An 18,387-nucleotide genomic window follows, 5' to 3' on the forward strand; every position below is an offset into this window, starting at 1 on the left:
GTTTTTATATGCTCTCACCTAGAAATTTAATCTGCTTTATATTTCCTTTTCAGCAGATTTTAATCTTCTTTTGCTATGCTGAGCGTGTAGTTGTTTTACGTCAGAATGCCTTGAGCTCGACACGGATAATCGGGGACAATGCTGACAGAGATATAGCCTCATGATATAATATATACAGCAGGAAAGGGAATGCCCATGAATGAACTGATGACTGCCAATGAAATTCGTTATTATGCAATCTATCCGGAGTTGACAGAACGTAATTTTAATCCCATGAATGACGTCATTTTTAAATTCACTTTTGGCAGACCTGAACGCAAGCAAATTACGATTGATTTTTTAAATACGATCGTTTCAGAGGATCTGGGTCATACTATTAGGGATATCGTCTTTGATCCGACCGAGACGATACCGGATCATTACGATGAAAAAATAACTCGCCTGGATGTGGCCTGTACGCTGGATACAGGGGAGCAGGTCGATATAGAAGTACAGGTTGTGAATCAGAAAAACATGCAGCGCCGGACTATGTGTTACTGGGCGAGGCTGTATCTTATGTCCCTGCCGCCAGGCGGTGTGTATCAGGATCTAAAGCCGTGCATTACGGTCAACTTGTTGCGGTTTAATTTATTGCCGCAAGACGATCCGCATTCTGTATGGAGTATTTATAATCAAAAGACCGGTGACCGGTTCAATCAGGACTTGGTATTTCATTTTCTGGAAATTCCAAAGTATACTTGTCAGCCTAAAAAAGCCGTGGATGACATGACGAAAATGGAGCGGTGGCTGGCATACTTTGCCAACCAGCTTACGGACGAAGAAAAGGGGGAATTGCTTATGAAAGATGCAGCAATTCAGGAAGCTGTAGGAGCAGCCAGTATCTTCTTGCAGGACAAGGCAGAACGCCGGGCCTACATTAACCGCGAATTAGCCATATTGGATTACAATTCGGACCGAAAAGATTTATTGGACAAAGGCCGTGCAGAAGGAGAAAATACGTTAGCCCTGTTGATTAAAAAATTACAGGCTGACGGCCGGCAGGACGACATAAGCCGGGCGTTGGAAAGTAAAGAAGCACGACAGCAGCTGTATCAGGAATATCACTTGATATAGCGTTGACAGGGATCTGACCAATGCAGTGCGTTTACACCAGTCAGAGGCACCGGAAATACGGGGAAGCAGGAATGAAGACGCAAGTCCCACAGAAGGCGTGATTTCCTTTGATATCCTGTTTCGTGCCAAAGCACCTGTATCGGGTGAGCTGATTACGCTGATTGTCAATATAGAGGCGCAGAAGCAGTATACTCTGCCCTATCCGCTCATGAAACGGGCTGTATACTATGCCGGCCGGCTCATTTCTTCCCAGAAAGGCGTGGAATTTACCAACAGCGACTATGGCAAACTGAAAAAGATATACACCATCTGGCTATGCCTGAACGGGCCGGCAGGGAAGAATGCCATTAACCGCTATGAGCTGACGGAAAAGAATCTGTTTCGCCATTACCAGGAACGGCCGGCTATGTACAACCTCATCGGTATTGTCATGGTATATGTAGGCCGGCAAAAGACGAAAGACCGGTTTCTGGAATTGCTGCGGCTCCTGTTCAAAGAAGAAATTACAGCGGCCCAGAAGAAAGAACAGTTGCGAAACCGGTATGAACTGGAACTGACAGAAGACATGGAAAAGGAGTTGACTACCATGTGCAACCTGAGCGAAGAAATAGCAGAAAAGCATTTCAATAAAGGAATAAAAGTCGGCGAGAAACGAGGCGAAAAACGCTGGACAAAAGCAGGCGAAGCGAATATCCTGGTAAACCTCTGGAAACTGGAAAAGAACATGGACAAGCTGGCTGCCGTCAGCGGCTGGACGAAACAGCAGATACAGGATATGTTAAAGGAACATAAGCTGATATAAGGAGAACGGGGTATACCTGTATGTCGAGGTATGCCCTGTTTTTTTGCATAGTAGCCGAAACTGGATGCGGAACTTATTACGCCTACTAGGCGAAAAAATGAGATACATTGTAAACCATTTACGCACCCCTTGCATGACAAACGACAGGTGTCTGACAAATCTGTCTGGTACGCCGGCGAAAACGGATGGCATATAGGTGGCTGTATTTCTGAACGGATTTTCCTGAAAAAACAGGGATAGATGGCTTAACCATGCCTACTATAGCATATGTTATAATTGTAATAACTATTACATAATTCTAATTAGACCTAAACAAATACTAAAATAGTAGCGTATTGAATTGACAGTACCGGGGGCTACGGTGTATGATTCTCTCAACGCAAGACATTGCGGATCGTGTGTATGTAGGAGGACTTAAAAATGACCATCATGTGTTGTACTATAGAGAGGGGATTGTCTTAGTAAGGTAATACAGACAATTCCATCCATTCATCAAGAGCAGTCGAGGGACCGGCCCTGTGACACTGCGGCAACCTACGAAAGTAAGGTGCCAAATCCGGCAGGTAAGACCTGGTAGATGAACGAAGAGTGTGGATCATTTCAGCCTCTGTAAGGGCGTCATCTATAAGGGATGACGCCTTTTTTGTTATCCTCAGGAATGCCTGGCAGATGAGAACTCCTGTGAAGTGCGCTGATCTGCCAGGCAGAGGGGGCGCACTTTTTTTACAGCTACTACGATATAGAGGAGGAAGCCAATGAGTATAGAAGGAGCAGAAGTAGTAAAGGAACATCAGGAGTATGTATTGCAGCCGTGGGCGAAACAGGGCGGACCGGTCCTGCCCATAAAGCGGGCCGAAGGGATTTATTTCTGGGACTATGACGATAAGCGCTATGCCGATATGTCTTCCCTGCTGGTATGTGCCAATTTGGGACACAGCAATCCCGATATTATCGAAGCCATTTGTCAGCAGGCCCACACGATGCCCTTTATGGCCCCGGACTTTGCTTCAGGACCGAAGTCGTATCTGGCCAAAAAGCTCGTCGAGCTGGCCGGTGCCGATACATACAGCCGGGTATTCTTTACCTGCGGCGGGGCTGAATCCAATGAAAATGCCATTAAAATTGCCCGTCTCGTAACGGGGCGGACGAAAGTCTTCAGCGCATACCTCAGCTATCACGGCGCAACCCTGGGTGCAGCCCATGCGTCCGGTGACTGGCGGCGCTTTGCAGCCGAAGCAGGCGGCGCCAGTGGATTCGTTCACTTTTTCAACCCCTACCCGTACCGCGACGGCTATACCTACGGTGTCGATGAAGAAGAAGAAACCAAAAAGGCGCTGGCTCAGCTGGAACGGCAGCTCCACTTTGAAGGCACAGACCGGGTAGCAGCCATTCTGATGGAAAGCATCGTCGGCGCCAACGGCGTCATCATTCCGCCGAAAGGCTATATGGAAGGCGTGCGGGCCCTCTGCGATACCTATGGCATTCTCCTTATTCTGGATGAAGTCATGGCCGGGTTTTACCGCACTGGCAAGCCTTTCACGTGGCAGCACTTCGACCTCAAGCCGGACATCATCACTTTTGCCAAAGGAGTTACGAGCGGCTATGTTCCGCTGGGCGGCGTCATTGTCAGCAAGGCCATTGGCGAGTATTTTACAGAACACGTTCTTCCCTGCGGCCTGACCTACAGCGGCCATACCCTGGCCTGCGCAGCCGGTGTAGCAGCTCTGAACTACTACGAGCAGCATCACATTGCTGAGCACGTACAGAAAGTCGGCGCCGTTCTGAAACAGGAACTGCAGCGCCTGGCCGATGTCCATCCCATTGTCGGCGAAGCCCGGGCCATTGGCCTCTTCTCTTCGCTGGAACTGGTAAAGGATAAGAAGACGCGGACGCCCCTTGCAGCCTATGGCGAAGCCAATACGATTCTGCCGGCTATTAAAGGGGAACTGCGCAAGCGCGGCTTTTCCACCTTTGGAAGAGAAAACAACATCAATATTTGTCCGCCCCTGATCATTACGGAAGAAGAACTGCGAACCAATCTGGCCATTCTCGACGACGTACTGACCTGGGCCGATCAGAAATATATTCAGGCATAATGTACATACATACAGGCCTGTAGATATAGATAGATACATTTTACGATTACAAATCGTTTTATCCGATAGAGAAATATGAGGAGGAATTACACTATGAGCAATGCTGTTATCTTATCACCGCAGGAAAAGCGGATTCAGTGGGAAATTTTAGGAAAAGAAGAACAGAAAAAGCAGGGCCATTATAACCGCGCTGTTGGCCTTTTGCAGACGATTCGCGCTGCCAAGCCGCAGATCGATGTAGAACGGGGCCTGTATTTTACCCGGTCCTTCCGGGAAACAGAAGGGCAGCCTCTGATTCTGCGCTGGGCAAAAGCACTGTATTATTATGCAGCTAATGCGACGGTATACATTGACGATCAGCAGCTGATTGTCGGCCGCAGCGGCAAGCCCGGCCGGTACGGGATTTTATATCCTGAACTGGACGGCGATATCCTCAAAGGCGCTATTGAAACGCTGCCAACACGGGATAATTCGCCTTTCTCCATTACCGAAGAAGATGCCAGAATCGTAACCGATGAAATTGCACCGTACTGGAAAGGCAAGACTTTCCACGAAGATCTGGCCAAGGCCCTGACGGGGGATACGAAAAAGCTGACGTACAATCCTGATCTGACATCGCGGTATATTGTCAATGAAACGGCTTCGTTCCGCACGTCCCTGCAGTGGGTTCACGATTACGAAATCGTCCTGAAAAAAGGGTATCTGGGCATTAAAGCCGAAGCAGAAGAACGGCTGGCAGCTCTGGACCCGTACAGCCCTATTGACAATACGGAAAAGAAACCCTTCCTGGAAGCGGTTATTACGACGTGTGACGCCATCATTTTATGGGCCCGCCGCCACAGCGAACTGGCCCGTCAGCTGGCAGCGAGAGAAACCAATCCGACGCGGCGGCAGGAACTGCAGCGCATTGCCGATACGTGCGAATACGTACCGGCTCATCCGGCGCGGACCTTTTACGAAGCCATTCAGTCCCAGTGGTTTACGCAGATGTTTTCCCGTATTGAACAGAAGACAGGGACCATCATTTCCAACGGACGTATGGACCAGTACCTCTATCCTTATTACAAGAAGGATATCGAAGCAGGCCGCATTACAGACGACGAAGTTCAGGAACTGTTTGAATGTATGTGGGTAGCTATGGGGCAGTTTGTCGACCTTTACCTGTCGGAAGCAGGCGGCGCCTTCAACGAAGGCTATGCCCACTGGGAAGCCGTCACCATTGGCGGCCAGACGCCGGACGGCAGAGATGCGACGAATGAACTGACCTATATCCTCCTCAAATCGAAGCGGGAATTCCCCTTTAACTATCCGGACCTGGCAGCCCGCATCCATACGCGGAGTCCGCAGCGGTATCTGTACGAAGTAGCCGAAACGATCAAGGCCGGCGAAGGGTTCCCGAAACTGATCAACGATGAAGACGTTGTGCCCCTGCTGCTGGCCAAGGGTGCTGATTTTGCCGAAGCCTATGACTACAGCGTGTCGGGCTGCGCCGAATGCCGTATGCCCAACCGGGATACGTACACCAGCCCCAACGCGTACATCAACTTTGCGGCAGCACTGGAAATGGTCATTTACAACGGCCGCATGCTGAAATACGGTGACGAACAGCTCGGTCTGGAAACAGGTGACTTTGAAGACTTCAAGTCCTTCGATGACGTTCTGCAGGCCTATCTGAAACAGCAGCGCTATTTCATTTCCCAGGCCTTCATTCAGCAGCATGAAATCATCCGCCTCCGGGCGCAGCATTTCGCAACGCCTTTGGGCTCGCTGCTGAACAAGCTCTGCCGCGACTCCTATACGGACCTGCATCAGCCTTCTATTCCCGGCGGCATCGACCTGGGCTACTTCGAATACATGGGCTATGCTACCGTCATCGATTCCCTGGCAGCGATCAAGAAATTTGTCTTTGAAGACAAGGTGCTTACGCTCCACGAACTGAAAGATGCCCTGGAACACAATTTTGAAGGCTATGAAGCTATTCGCCAGCTCCTCCTCAACGGACCGAGCTACGGCAATGACGATCCCTATACCGATGAAATCGGCAGACTTCTCGACCGGGAAGCACAGGACTTTACGCGGAAATACAGCAAAGAACTGGGCGTCCACATGGATTTGCGCCTCGTTCCTTTCACCTCTCACGTTCCCTTTGGCAAAGTCGTTGGCGCTACGCCGAACGGCCGTCTGGCAGCAACACCACTTTCCGACGGGGCCAGTGCCTCCCAGGGCGCCGATCTTAACGGACCGACGGCGATCCTGCTGTCCAATAATGAAACGAAAAACTTCTCCTATAACGAACATGCCGGCCGGCTGCTCAACATTAAGCTCAGCCCGTCGTGCGTACAGGGCGAAGTGGGGACGCAGAAACTGGTTCAGTTTATCAAGGCCTGGCGGGATCTCAAGCTGTGGCATGTACAGTTCAATGTTATTAACAGCGATACTCTGCGGGAAGCGCAGAAACATCCGGACCAGTACCGGAACCTTCTCGTCCGCGTGGCCGGATACAGCGCATACTTTACGGAACTGTCGAAAGATCTGCAGGATGACCTCATTTCCCGGACGGAACACGAGGCTGTATAATGACGGCACCGACGTATGTGTTCAATATTCAGCATTATTCACTTCATGACGGCCCGGGCATCCGCACCATTGTGTTTCTCAAGGGATGTCCCATGCGATGCCGGTGGTGCTGCAATCCCGAATCTCAGTCGTATACGCCGGAGCTGGCCTATGCAGCTAACCGCTGCATAGGTGCAGCTGCCTGCGGACATTGTAAGACCGTTTGTCCACAGCAGGCTCTGGACTTTGGCGATGACGGCAAAGCCGTCGTACAGCGGGAGCGCTGCAGTCAGTGCCAGGCCTGCGTGTCGGCCTGTCCGGCCCGGGCGCTGCAGACGGAAGGAAAGCTATATACGGTACAGCAGCTGCTGGATATTGTGGAAAAAGACGCCGTCTTTTATGAACACGGCGAAGGGGGTCTGACCGTAAGCGGCGGCGAGCCCCTGAGTCATCCCGAATTCCTGGCAGCCCTGCTGGAAGGGGCGAAGAAGCGGCATATTCATACGGCTATCGAGACCTGCGGAAACGCACCGTATGCCGCCCTGCAGGCAGCGGCTCCTTTTCTGGACACGATTCTTTTCGACATCAAGTCCATGAACTCAGCCCGGCATAAGGAATATACAGGCTGGGGCAATGAACAGATACTGGCTAATTTTACAGCGCTGTGCCGGGATTTTCCGGCAATGTCCAAGTGGGTGCGCACGCCGGTTATTCCCGGATTTAATGATACGCCTGAAGATATTCGCGCCATCCGCGAGTTTCTGAAAGGAATCCCGAACGTTACCTATGAAGCCCTGCCGTATCATCAGCTGGGCCGGGGCAAGTATATCGCCCTCGGGCGGGACTATCCTATGGGCGATGCAGCGCTGGGGGAAGACATGCGCCGCTACATCGAGCTCGTCAATTATGACAGTACGCATCACGGGGAACAATAGAACAAAGAACATTAATACAGCAATCGTATGGTTATATAAACGGCAGATGCCCTTCGGGGGAACGGGTGTCTGCCAGCAGAGGGGGGTAGGTACTATGTCTCGTACCGTATATCATCATGGCGTCATTCGGACTATGACCGGTCCCGATGATGTCGCCGAGGCACTGATCGTCCAGGATGGACGCATTGCAGCTGTAGGAAGCAATACAGCTATAGAGTCAGAGATTCACGCTGACGATGCGGTCATTGATTTAAAAGGGCAGGCCGTGCTTCCCGGATTTATTGATGCCCACAGTCATATTCTGGAACAGGCCCAGTACTTTCAGTATGCCGATATCAGTCAGGCCCGCAGCTTTGCTGATATCGTGCAGCTCCTGAAAGACTTTGCCCGGCATCATGACATCGGGCCGGACAGCGTTCTGGTCGGCACGGGCTATGATCAAAACGACCTGGAGGAACAGCGTCATCCTGATGCGGCAGTTCTTGATGAGGTCAGTACGGCTGTGCCGATTTTTATTCGCCACGTATCCGGTCATGTAGGCGTTGCCAATTCGGCACTGCTGCGGCTGGCCGGCATTACGAAGGATACGCCCGATCCAGCCGGTTCCCGGTACGGACGCATTCCGGGAACGCAGGAACCGAACGGCTATGCCGAAGAGCTGGCTGCGCTGGCGCCGTATTACCAGGTTATAGAACAGCGCAGTCCTTACGACTGGCCGAAGCTCTGGAAACAGGCTCAGGATCTGTACGCTTCCTATGGCATTACGACGGCTCAGAACGGCGCGTCTACAGCTGATGATATTGCCGTCCTGGCAGATCTGGCCGCTCATGACGCCATCCAGCTAGACGTGGTTGCCTATATTCGGGCAACAGAACAGCCGGAACGTATTTTTGAGGCCTATTCCCAGTACGACGGTACCTATTCTCACCATCTCAAGTTAGGCGGATGGAAATTCTTTCTCGACGGATCGCCGCAGGCCCGCACGGCCTGGCTGAGCAAGCCCTATGAAGGCAGCCCGACGTACAGCGGCTATGCTGCCGTATCGGATGACGTCCTGACCAGGCAGCTGAAAGATGCCATTGATCACGGCCGGCAGACTCTGGCTCACTGTAATGGCGATGCGGCGTCGGAACAGTATCTGCGCTGCTATGAAAAGGCGCTGCACGAATCGCAGTATCCTCATAAAGACGCGCTCCGTCCGGTCATGATTCACTGCCAGACCGTGCGGCAGGATCAGCTGGACCGTTTTGCGGCGCTGCACATGATTCCATCGTTCTTCAATGCCCATACGTGGTACTGGGGCGATGTGCATGTACGCAATCTCGGCCTGGAACGGGCGTCTCACATCAGTCCCGTCCGGTCGGCCCTGAAGCGGGGCCTTTGCTACAATCTGCACCGCGATACGCCCATCGTCAAGCCTGATGTGCTGCACAGTGTATGGGCAGCGGCAGCACGGCAGACCAAATCGGGCCGCGTTCTGGATGAAGACGAAAGGCTTACGCCTTATGAAGCACTGGCCGGCATTACCAGTCAGGCTGCCTACATGTACGGCGAAGAACAGTCTAAGGGAACCCTGGAAGTCGGAAAACGAGCCGATCTGGTCGTATTGGACCGCGACCCGGCAGCCGTGCCGACAGAAGATATTCGGTCTGTTGACGTCGTTTCCACGATCGTCGCTGGTGTGCCTGTATGGCACAGAAAGTAAGGAGGAATCTGTATGAGTGAACATAGTGAGTCCTTGTCTGTGGATATTCGCACTCCCATTACCCCGCAAAAAACAGAGAAAAAAGGGAACAGGCCTGTATCTGTACAACAGAGTTTAAAACGGATTGCTGTCGGAAGCTGGCGGGGCCTGCAGTATATCGTCGTCGTTGCCGCCATCGTCATCATCTGGGATATACTGGCGCAGCTGGGATATATCAATCCCATTACCCTGCCCGGTCCCCGGACCATTGCTGCTACAGCCGCTTCCATGATCAGCGACGGCTCGCTGGCAGAACAGCTGGAAGTCAGCATTATCCGCGTCCTCAAAGGCTATGTCCTGGCCGGTATTGCCGGCATTTCCCTGGGCATCGTCCTCGGCCTGTCCCGGCAGATGTACAAACTTCTTGATCTGCTCATTCAGATCCTGCGGCCCATTCCGCCTATTGGCTGGATACCGCTGGCCATTCTCTGGTTTGGTATTGATGAAACGTCCAAGGTATTCATCATTTTCCTGGGCGGGTTCTACGTCGTCCTGATCAACGTCATCGACGGCATCCATCAGGTCGATCCCAAACTGATCGAAGTGGCAAAAGTCCTGGAAATTTCCAGACTGCGCCAGATCTTTACGCTCATTATACCGGCAGCTTTGCCCAGCATCTTTACGGGCATGCGCGTCGCCCTGGCAGCCTGCTGGTCCTGCGTCGTAGCAGCCGAACTGGTTGCCTCATCGAGCGGCATTGGCTACATGATTATGAATGCCCGCCAGTTTTCGCTGAGCGATGTTGTCATTGTGGGCATGATTTCTATCGGCATTCTCGGTAAGATCATGGATCTGGCCCTGAAACAGGTAGAATACCGGGTTTCCCGTTATGAATAAGGAGGGACTACGATGGAAGAATATGTACGTGTAGCACATCTGAACAAGACCTTTATCCAGGGAAAACGGCGCGTGCCTGTACTGCAGGATCTGAGCTTTTCCATTCAGAAAGGCGAGTTTGTCTGCCTCGTCGGCGCCAGCGGCTGCGGCAAGAGTACGGTTCTGCGCAGCATTGCCGGCCTGGACATGGATTTCAGCGGCACTATTACTGTCGGCGGCAAGGCCATTACGGGGCCCAGCCGCGAACGGGGCGTTATCTTTCAGGAAGCCCGCCTGTTTCCGTGGCTGACGGTGGAAGAAAATGTAGCCTATTCCCTGCAGCATATGAGTAAAGAGCAGAAAAAAGACTGTGTCCAGCATCACATTGATCTCGTCGGTCTTCACGGCTTTGAATCGGTTTATCCCCGTCAGCTTTCAGGCGGCATGGCTCAGCGGGCGAACATTGCCCGGGCTCTGGTCAATAATCCCAAGCTGCTGCTCCTGGATGAACCGTTCAGCGCACTGGATACGTTTACGAAGATCAATTTGCAGCAGGCTGTGTATCAGATTAAAGAAAGCGAACATTCGACGATGCTCATGGTTACGCATGACATTGAAGAAGCCGTCTTTCTGGCCGATACGGTCATTATGCTGTCGCCTCAGTTCGAAGGAGGCAAGAAGATTATTCCCATTCCGCTGCCTCGGCCGCGGGATCGCAACTCCGTGGAATTTACGAAAATAAAGAAACAGATTTTTGATGATTTTTTTGCACAGCAGCAACAAGCGGTGTAAGGGAACCGCAAAAAGGGGGGAACTAGTGTATGAATTGGAAAAAATATGCAGCAGTTTTTGCCGCTGCCATGACGGCTGCCGCCGTTCTGGCCGGCTGCGGCGGTACAGGAGCAAGTGAACAGAATGCCAGTGCCGCCAAGTCTGATGGGGGAGACAAGGTGCTTCGCATTGCCATTCAGCCGTCAGCTACATGGGCGCCGCTGTGGTATCTTAAAGATACAGGGCGCCTGGAACAGGCTTTGAAGGATAAGGGAATTACTGTGAAATGGACAGAATTTGAATCGGGTCCGCCCATGAATGAATCCTTTGCTGCAGGGCAGCAGGATATTGGCGTCGGCGGCGATGTGCCTGTCGTGGCGCCGCTGGCGAAAGGCCAGAAGAATGTCATCATTGCCCAGGGCGGCAAAGGGGACCAGACCCAGGCCGTCGTCGTCGGCAAGGACTCGGGCATTACCGATCCGGCCCAGCTGAAAGGAAAGAAAATCGGCATTACTGTCGGCTCCAGTGCCCATCATATGCTGTATTCCCTCCTGGCTAAGTACGGCTATACCTTAAAAGACGTAGATGTCATCAACATTACGGCCGGCGACGCTGAAACGGCGCTGCTGAACAAACAGGTCGATGCCGTCGTATTCTGGGAACCGAACGTTACCTTCCTCATCGATAAGGGAGCAGGAAACTTTTTAATCGACCAGAAAGGCCTGCCTAACGGCGGCGGACCGATTTTCGCTACTGCAGCGTATGCGAAAGACAATCAGGATGTAATTAAGATTGTACTGCAGGAATATGCCAAGGCAGCGAAAGAAATCAAGGCCGATCCGGCCAAGGCTGCGCCCACACTGGCGCCTCATTTCCACTGCACGCCGGAACAGATGGTCAAGATTATCGGCGAATATTCCTATCCTGTCACCTTCGGCGATGACGATGCGGCAGGTCTGCAGGAAACGGCTGATTTCCTCCATGAAATCGGCATTATTAAAAAGGAACTGAAGGTCAAGGAATTTATTGATGCAGCTACAGCAAATTCGCTGCAGTCCTAACTATATGCATATATAACAATAATATATCAGAGAAAGCAGGTGCTATATGAAATGGAAAACCATGATTGCCGCTCTGTTTGCGGGAGTGGCTGCTGCTGCGCTGCTAGCAGCGTGCGGCACAGAAAAGGCGGCTAATACGGCCGGTACGGGAGACGCCAAGACCGTGCGCATTGCCATACAGCCGTCGACGGAATGGCTTCCTTTGTGGTATGCCAAAGATACGGGCGAGCTGGAAAAGACGCTGAAAGAAAAAGGAATTACTGTGAAATGGACGGAGTTTGAGTCCGGTCCGCCTATGAATGAATCTTTTGCTGCAGGACAGCAGGATATTGGCATCAGCGGCGGTGTTCCCGTCATTTCCCTGCTGGCTAAAGGGCAGAAAAACGTAATCGTTGCCCAGGGCAGCAGTGCCGATCACGTCCATGCCGTCGTCGTCGGCAAGGACTCGGGCATTACGGATGTCCAGGGACTGAAAGGCAAGAAAATCGGCCTTACCATCGGTTCCAGTGCCCATCAGTATGTGTACAGCCTGCTGAAAAAACACAATCTTTCCATTAAGGATGTAGAGATTGTCAATATTTCTGCCGGCGATGCCGAAACGGCGCTGCTCAACAAACAGGTAGATGCCGTTGCCTTCTGGCAGCCCAATGTGACCTTCCTCGTCGATAAAAAGGTCGGAACAGCTCTTCCTGATGAACCGGATATTCCCTACTGCGGTGCGCCTATCTTTGCAACAGAAGCATATGTCAAACAGAATCAGGATGTCGTAAAGGCCGTCCTTTCTGCCTATGCCAAGGCGGCGAAAGAAATTAAGGCCGATCCGGCCAAGGCTGCTGCCGTTCTGGCACCGCACTTCCATGCTTCGCCGGAACAGATGAAGACCATTATCGAACAGAGCCAGTATCCCGTCAAAATCAGTGACGGCGACATCAAAGGTCTGGAAGATACTGTTGCTTTCATGAAAAGCATTGGCATCATCAAAAAAGATATAAACATTAAAGACTATATCGATACGTCCCTTGCTGAAGGGCTGTAAGGCAATCCTTTCGGCAGGATACCTGAAACGCTGCCGGCCTTTGCCGGCAGGTACGGTTTCAGAATAGCAGCCCCCGGTTAAGAAGCTCTGGTTTGCACAGCGTAATGTACCCCGCTCCCTGCAAACCAGGACTTCTTTTTTTAGTGTGGTATGTACTGCCATCCAGGCGGGGCAGCCTCTTTCTTTTTTTGGCTCTATCCTATATAATAAGGAATTAATATAGTAATTGTAATGATGGATATGTTTGAAACAGAAATGGAGAATAGAACGATGAAACTAAAATACATAGCTCTTGTTGGCGTAATCGCAATTTCTGCAGCTGCAGTTGTGCCGGCTGGTTCTTCACCTTCTTTTGCTGCCAAAGGAGGCATCAAAATGTCGGCTCCCAAAGCCCTTCCGGCTCCTAAAGCAGTGCCTTCCAGCAGCGGAAATGCAGCCAAATCCAGTACTTCGACCAAGCAGACCGCTCCTGGCAGCCAGACAAAACAACAGACTGCCTCCGGGCAGAGCCAGGCAGGGACGGCACCTTCTTCTTCCCGCTGGGGCGGCGTTATGCGTAATATTGGCCTCCTGGCCGGCGGCATGTTCCTCGGCAGCATGCTCAGCAGCTTATTTGGCTGGGGCGGCATGGGCTTTATGGCCGATATTATGGGTCTGCTGTTTAACATTATTCTGGCCTTTATTGTTTTTGCCCTTTTGTCCTGGGCCTGGAGAAAAATACGCGGACGCAGACATACTGATGATGACGATGCCTATCGCCGCGGCTATGAAGCGGCAAAACGGGAAGAACGGTTCCGTCATCACGGTCCTACCATTGACGTGACGCCTGTGGACGATGAGGAGAAAAAGAAAAAATGGTAGAAGCCGTCAGCCTGGCATGATGACATGGCAGCAGGCGGAAAGGGCAGGTACGAAGGCCTGCCGAATAGAGGATACTGCGAGATAGCAGCAGGAAAGGAGACAGGCAGCATGGCAGAGTACATTATGCTGCAGGGAACGAGTTCTCACGTTGGCAAGAGCATACTGGCAACGGCGCTGTGCCGGATATTTTTTCAGGAAGGAAAGCGCGTTGTGCCCTTTAAGGCACAGAATATGGCCCTCAATTCCTTTGTTACTGCTGACGGACGGGAAATGGGGCGGGCCCAGGTTGCCCAGGCGGAAGCGGCAGGACTGCTTCCTTCGGTGGAAATGAATCCGGTACTGCTGAAGCCGACAGGCAACAGCTGCTCTCAGGTCATTATTGACGGCTATCCTGTTGGCAATATGTCGGCAAAAGAATATCATCAGGGCTATTCCCTGAAAGCCTTTGATGCCGTAACGGCAGCGCTGCAGCGGTTGCAGATGGCCTATGATACCATTGTCATTGAAGGTGCCGGCAGCCCGGCTGAAGTCAATTTAAAAGATCACGATATTGTCAATATGCGGGTTGCCAAATATCTGGGCGCACCGGTTCTGCTCGTAGCCGATATTGACCGCGGCGGTTCACTGGCCGCCCTGGTGGGAACGCTGGAGCTGCTCGATGAAGAAGAACGAAATCTGGTTAAAGGACTGATTATCAATAAGTTTCGCGGCGATATTTCCTTATTTGAGCCGGCTGTGTCCTTTCTGGAACAAAAGACAGGAAAGCCTGTCCTCGGCGTAATTCCGTTCATTGAAGACCTGGGAATTGATGACGAAGACTCCGTATCGCTCGAAGAAAAACAACACAGCCTGAAAACGGGGGAACTGCATATAGCCGTTATTCAGCTGCCCAAACTGTCGAATTTTACGGATTTTGACAGCCTGGCAGCAGAAACAGACGTTTCCCTGTATTACGTACCCCATCCCGACTCTCTGGGCCAGCCTGATGTCATTATCCTGCCAGGCAGCAAGAATACGGCTGCCGATATGGCCTGGCTCCGCGAAACGGGCCTGGCAGACGCTATCTGCCGTCAGTTGGAAAAGTCTGTACCGGTCATTGGGATCTGCGGCGGCTATCAGATGCTGGGGCAGTGGATTCATGACCCACTCCATACGGAGTCATCCGTCACTTCTACGCCGGGCCTGGGGCTGCTGCCTGTCGAAACGACTTTTGCCGAAGCAAAATCCCTGTCTCAGGTGCAGGGCGTCTGCCAGAATCTGCCTTTTGTCGGAACGACTCTTTCAGCCCCTGTGCTGAAGGGCTACGAAATTCACATGGGCCAGACGACAGATGTGGAATCAGGCCTGTGCCATCCTGTCGTAGTGACCGAGAGAAAGGGACAGCCCTGCCATGTCGTTCACAGTACGGCCCGGAAGGATGGCCTGGTGTGGGGAACGTACATGCACGGTATTTTCGATAATGACGGATTTCGTCAGGATCTGCTGAACAGCCTGCGCCGCCGCAAAGGGCTGCCGCCGCTGCTGCAGCGGAATCATGTGCAGACAGAAAAGGAGCGCCATTATGATCAGCTGGCTCAGGTCGTCCGCAACCATTTGGACATGACGGCGCTGCGGCGTATAATGGCAGGGAGTGCAGATCATGATTAGCTTACTGGCGTTTTTGCTGGATGTCCTGTGGGGCGATCCGCGCACAAGGCTTCATCCCGTAGCTTTGATGGGAAAACTGATTTCTCTCCTGGAACGGTGGCTCTATGCTTCCAAAGCCGGAAAGACTGTACAGTTTCTCAGCGGTGCCGTACTGTCCCTGTTAGTTCTCTGGATCGTCTATGATGTGACGGTCCTGTTCCTGACAGGCTTGTCGTATCTGCACATGCCCTATGTATCCTATGGCCTGCAGGCTGTTGTTCTTTCCTTTATGATTTGTCCGAAAAGCCTGGCCCAGGCAGGGCAGGAGATTTATCATCTGCTCCTCCATCATCACCTGGCTGCAGCCAGGGAAAAAGTAGGCTGGATTGTGGGCCGTGACACGCAGAAGCTAGATGAAAGCGAAATCGTTCGGGCCACTGTGGAAACGGTGGCGGAAAATACGACAGACGGCATTGTGTCGCCGCTCTTCTTTTTTGCCCTTGCCGGCCTGCCCGGAGCAGTGGTGTATCGGGCGGCCAATACGCTGGACTCCATGATTGGCTATAAAAATGACCGCTACCTGTATTTTGGCCGCTTCGCCGCCAGACTGGATGATGTACTGAATTATATTCCTGCGCGCATTGGGGCTCTGTTCTTTTTGCTGGCAGCGGCCATCCTGCAGGATGATGTGCGGCAGGCCTGGCGTATATTGCGCCGTGATGCGGCCAAACATCCCAGCCCCAATGGCGGGTACAGCGAAGCAGCCGTTGCCGGTGCGCTGCGAATCCGCCTGGGCGGATACAATTCCTATTTTGGCCGGACTTCTTTCCGGGCCTATATGGGAGATCCCCAGCAGGAACTGGTGCCCCGGCATATTCGCCAGGCTATTTCGCTCATGTATGTCGTCACGATTCTGGCTGTTTTAGCAGCGGCCTTGTGCCGATGGCAGTAAGGAGCCGGTTATGGAACTTATCGTTCGCGTTCCCGGATCGTGCGGCGAACTGGCGCAGGGATATACAAAGGGACAGCCTTATCTCGTAACCTGTCCGATTAACTGGTATACAGAAGTTCGCGTTACCGACAGGGAGCAGCCGTCGGGATATATGGGAACAAAGAGCATGGCTGCCCTGGACCGTACCTTGGCGTATTTCGGTAATCCCCCTTTTCCCTATGCTCTTTCTGTCTCTTCACCGCTGCCGCCGGAGAAGGGAATGGCCTCGAGCAGTGCCGATATTGGAGCCGTAGCAGTTGCTGCTGCTGCCGCCCTGGGCAAGGTGCTGACGGAAGAGGAAGTTGCCCGTATTGCTTCGTCCATAGAGGCGACAGACGGCGTATTTTGCCGCGGCGTTGTGGCTCTGAACTATGGGACAGGGCAGATACTGCGGCGGTATGGGTCACTGCCATCCCTTAAGATTGCCGTATTCGATACGGGGGGACAGATTAATACAGCCCAGTTTCACCGCCAGTATGATGGAGCCGCAAAACGGGCAGCAGCGGAGAGCAGTGCCCCCTTGTCCATGTTGGTGCCGCCTTATACAGCAGAACGTATTGGCGCGGCTGCGACCTGCAGTTCCCGCCTTCATCAGCAGGTGCTGCCCAAGGAGGGTCTGGAAACGATACTTGCCGTGCTGCCGCAGCTGGGAAGTGTCGGCATTAATGTAGCCCACAGCGGCACCGTTGCAGGGCTGCTGTTTCCGCCAGATTGTACGGAAGACTATCTGGATATGCAGGCGGCGCCGTTCGTAAGTTCCCTGGTTTCGTGGTCCTATATGGGAGCGGCAACGCTGTGCAGCGGCGGATGGACCATACAGAGGAGGAGGTAAGCCCATGAAATCCCGGCAATTCGAGCATGGCGGCAATGTATATGACACGCCGCCGACACATACGGCATGGATTGATTTCAGTGCCAATATCAATCCCCTGGGCCTGTCTGCACAGGCCGAGCAGGCCATTCGGCAGCATATTCCGGAGCTGATTCATTATCCGGACCCGCAGGGGAGAAAGATAAAAGAAGCCCTGTCTTCGTATTATGGTGTACCTGGTGAACAGCTTGTGCTGGGAAATGGAGCAGCTGAATTATTTTATCTCTATATGCATCAGGCCCGGCCCCGGCAGGTCGTCATTCCAGTACCGTCCTTTTCAGAATACGAGCGGTCAGCTGCAGCCGTTCAGGCCCATATTACGCCTGTATATTTACAGGAAGACCAGCAGTTTGCCCTTCCCTGGAAGCAGCTGCTGGCGTACTGCGGAAAGGCGGACTGCATCATACTGGGCAATCCCAATAATCCTACGGGAACGACTGTCTCTGTCGATGCCGTTCAGGAGCTTGCAGAGGCGGCACAAGGCCGGGGAACGGACATCCTCATTGACGAATCGTTTCTGGATTTTCTGCCTCATGAGCATCTCTATTCAGCACGAACCCTGATTCAGCAGTATGACTGTATCATGAGTATTCGTTCGCTGACGAAGTTTTATGCCCTGCCAGGCCTGCGCCTGGGATTTGCCGCTGTATCTCCTCAAAAAGCAGCTGCTCTGGAAGCGCATAAAGATGTGTGGAATGTCAATTTACTGGCTCAGTATGCCGGTATAGCTGCCCTGGCTGACAAGGCCTACCAGGAGCGGACGCGTCAGTATGTAGAAACTGAAAAAACATACCTCTATGAGTCGCTGCGGCGAATTCCCGGAATTCACGTCTATGCGCCGTCTGTTAATTTTATCTTATTCCGGATTCTCCGCAGCGGCTGGACGGCTCAAAAACTGGCGGCAGCCCTGCGGAATGAGGGAATCCTGATTCGTAATTGTGACAACTACATGGGATTGGATGAATCGTATGTGCGAATTGCTGTAAAGCGCAGGGAAGACAACGAAGTGCTGATACAGAAGATGAAGGCACTGCTTGTATAGAAACCGATGCAGAAAGGGACAGGACCTGTTCTGCATCGGTTTTTTATGGCATGTTCATATTTTCAC

The 18,387-nt window shown here is 52.4% G+C and carries 15 protein-coding genes and 1 riboswitch; all 15 genes read left to right on the forward strand.

The features are described from left to right. The first annotated feature begins 189 nt into the window (after positions 1–189). Positions 190–1,113 (forward strand): Rpn family recombination-promoting nuclease/putative transposase, encoded by a 924-nt coding sequence (locus Q3886_RS02530; protein ID WP_301859592.1) that lies wholly within the window; start codon positions 190–192, stop codon positions 1,111–1,113. Between the two features lie 97 nt (positions 1,114–1,210). Then, complete coding sequence (locus Q3886_RS02535) at positions 1,211–1,915, forward strand: hypothetical protein (protein ID WP_301859593.1); 705 nt, start codon at positions 1,211–1,213, stop codon at positions 1,913–1,915. Between the two features lie 486 nt (positions 1,916–2,401). Beyond that, positions 2,402–2,499: riboswitch (SAM riboswitch) on the forward strand. Positions 2,500–2,670: 171 nt separating this feature from the next. Continuing rightward, complete coding sequence (locus tag Q3886_RS02540; RefSeq protein WP_301859594.1) at positions 2,671–4,011, forward strand: aminotransferase class III-fold pyridoxal phosphate-dependent enzyme; 1,341 nt, start codon at positions 2,671–2,673, stop codon at positions 4,009–4,011. A gap of 93 nt (positions 4,012–4,104) precedes the next feature. Continuing rightward, a complete protein-coding gene (locus Q3886_RS02545; RefSeq protein WP_301859595.1) occupies positions 4,105–6,588 on the forward strand; it encodes a glycyl radical protein in 2,484 nt (827 codons plus the stop codon). Continuing rightward, positions 6,588–7,502, forward strand: coding sequence for a glycyl-radical enzyme activating protein (locus Q3886_RS02550; RefSeq protein WP_301859596.1), 915 nt, complete (start codon positions 6,588–6,590; stop codon positions 7,500–7,502). The genes Q3886_RS02545 and Q3886_RS02550 overlap by 1 nt, the downstream gene beginning before the upstream one ends. Positions 7,503–7,596: 94 nt before the next feature. Continuing rightward, complete coding sequence (locus Q3886_RS02555) at positions 7,597–9,207, forward strand: amidohydrolase (protein ID WP_301859597.1); 1,611 nt, start codon at positions 7,597–7,599, stop codon at positions 9,205–9,207. A 12-nt stretch (positions 9,208–9,219) separates the two neighbouring features. After that, positions 9,220–10,083 carry an ABC transporter permease gene (locus Q3886_RS02560; RefSeq protein WP_301859598.1) on the forward strand — a complete coding sequence of 288 codons (864 nt, stop codon included), beginning with the start codon at positions 9,220–9,222 and terminating at the stop codon, positions 10,081–10,083. A 12-nt stretch (positions 10,084–10,095) separates the two neighbouring features. Further along, on the forward strand, positions 10,096–10,854 hold the full coding sequence (locus Q3886_RS02565; protein WP_301859599.1) for an ABC transporter ATP-binding protein: 759 nt from the start codon (positions 10,096–10,098) through the stop codon (positions 10,852–10,854). Positions 10,855–10,883: 29 nt separating this feature from the next. Beyond that, complete coding sequence (locus tag Q3886_RS02570; RefSeq protein WP_301859600.1) at positions 10,884–11,894, forward strand: ABC transporter substrate-binding protein; 1,011 nt, start codon at positions 10,884–10,886, stop codon at positions 11,892–11,894. Between the two features lie 46 nt (positions 11,895–11,940). Then, positions 11,941–12,930, forward strand: a complete 990-nt coding sequence (locus tag Q3886_RS02575; protein WP_301859601.1) for an ABC transporter substrate-binding protein — start codon at positions 11,941–11,943, stop codon at positions 12,928–12,930. Between the two features lie 270 nt (positions 12,931–13,200). Next, positions 13,201–13,791 carry a hypothetical protein gene (locus Q3886_RS02580; protein WP_301859602.1) on the forward strand — a complete coding sequence of 197 codons (591 nt, stop codon included), beginning with the start codon at positions 13,201–13,203 and terminating at the stop codon, positions 13,789–13,791. 108 nt (positions 13,792–13,899) lie between these two features. After that, positions 13,900–15,438 carry a cobyric acid synthase gene (locus Q3886_RS02585; protein ID WP_301859603.1) on the forward strand — a complete coding sequence of 513 codons (1,539 nt, stop codon included), beginning with the start codon at positions 13,900–13,902 and terminating at the stop codon, positions 15,436–15,438. Continuing rightward, positions 15,431–16,369, forward strand: coding sequence for an adenosylcobinamide-phosphate synthase CbiB (gene cbiB / locus Q3886_RS02590; RefSeq protein WP_301859604.1), 939 nt, complete (start codon positions 15,431–15,433; stop codon positions 16,367–16,369). The genes Q3886_RS02585 and cbiB overlap by 8 nt, the downstream gene beginning before the upstream one ends. 10 nt (positions 16,370–16,379) lie before the next feature. Continuing rightward, a complete protein-coding gene (locus tag Q3886_RS02595) occupies positions 16,380–17,240 on the forward strand; it encodes a GHMP kinase (RefSeq protein ID WP_301859605.1) in 861 nt (286 codons plus the stop codon). A gap of 4 nt (positions 17,241–17,244) precedes the next feature. Continuing rightward, complete coding sequence (cobD, locus tag Q3886_RS02600) at positions 17,245–18,321, forward strand: threonine-phosphate decarboxylase CobD (RefSeq protein ID WP_301859606.1); 1,077 nt, start codon at positions 17,245–17,247, stop codon at positions 18,319–18,321. Positions 18,322–18,387: the final 66 nt, after the last annotated feature.

The sequence above is a fragment of the uncultured Megasphaera sp. genome, assembly GCF_958350005.1.
GTDB lineage: Bacteria > Bacillota > Negativicutes > Veillonellales > Megasphaeraceae > Megasphaera.

Coding starts and splice junctions, on each gene's coding strand:
- Q3886_RS02530 (WP_301859592.1), top strand. CDS start 190: ATGCCCATGAATGAACTGATGACTGCCAATGAAATTCGTTATTATGCA.
- Q3886_RS02540 (WP_301859594.1), top strand. CDS start 2,671: ATGAGTATAGAAGGAGCAGAAGTAGTAAAGGAACATCAGGAGTATGTA.
- Q3886_RS02545 (WP_301859595.1), top strand. CDS start 4,105: ATGAGCAATGCTGTTATCTTATCACCGCAGGAAAAGCGGATTCAGTGG.
- Q3886_RS02550 (WP_301859596.1), top strand. CDS start 6,588: ATGACGGCACCGACGTATGTGTTCAATATTCAGCATTATTCACTTCAT.
- Q3886_RS02555 (WP_301859597.1), top strand. CDS start 7,597: ATGTCTCGTACCGTATATCATCATGGCGTCATTCGGACTATGACCGGT.
- Q3886_RS02560 (WP_301859598.1), top strand. CDS start 9,220: ATGAGTGAACATAGTGAGTCCTTGTCTGTGGATATTCGCACTCCCATT.
- Q3886_RS02565 (WP_301859599.1), top strand. CDS start 10,096: ATGGAAGAATATGTACGTGTAGCACATCTGAACAAGACCTTTATCCAG.
- Q3886_RS02570 (WP_301859600.1), top strand. CDS start 10,884: ATGAATTGGAAAAAATATGCAGCAGTTTTTGCCGCTGCCATGACGGCT.
- Q3886_RS02575 (WP_301859601.1), top strand. CDS start 11,941: ATGAAATGGAAAACCATGATTGCCGCTCTGTTTGCGGGAGTGGCTGCT.
- Q3886_RS02580 (WP_301859602.1), top strand. CDS start 13,201: ATGAAACTAAAATACATAGCTCTTGTTGGCGTAATCGCAATTTCTGCA.
- Q3886_RS02585 (WP_301859603.1), top strand. CDS start 13,900: ATGGCAGAGTACATTATGCTGCAGGGAACGAGTTCTCACGTTGGCAAG.
- cbiB (WP_301859604.1), top strand. CDS start 15,431: ATGATTAGCTTACTGGCGTTTTTGCTGGATGTCCTGTGGGGCGATCCG.
- Q3886_RS02595 (WP_301859605.1), top strand. CDS start 16,380: ATGGAACTTATCGTTCGCGTTCCCGGATCGTGCGGCGAACTGGCGCAG.
- cobD (WP_301859606.1), top strand. CDS start 17,245: ATGAAATCCCGGCAATTCGAGCATGGCGGCAATGTATATGACACGCCG.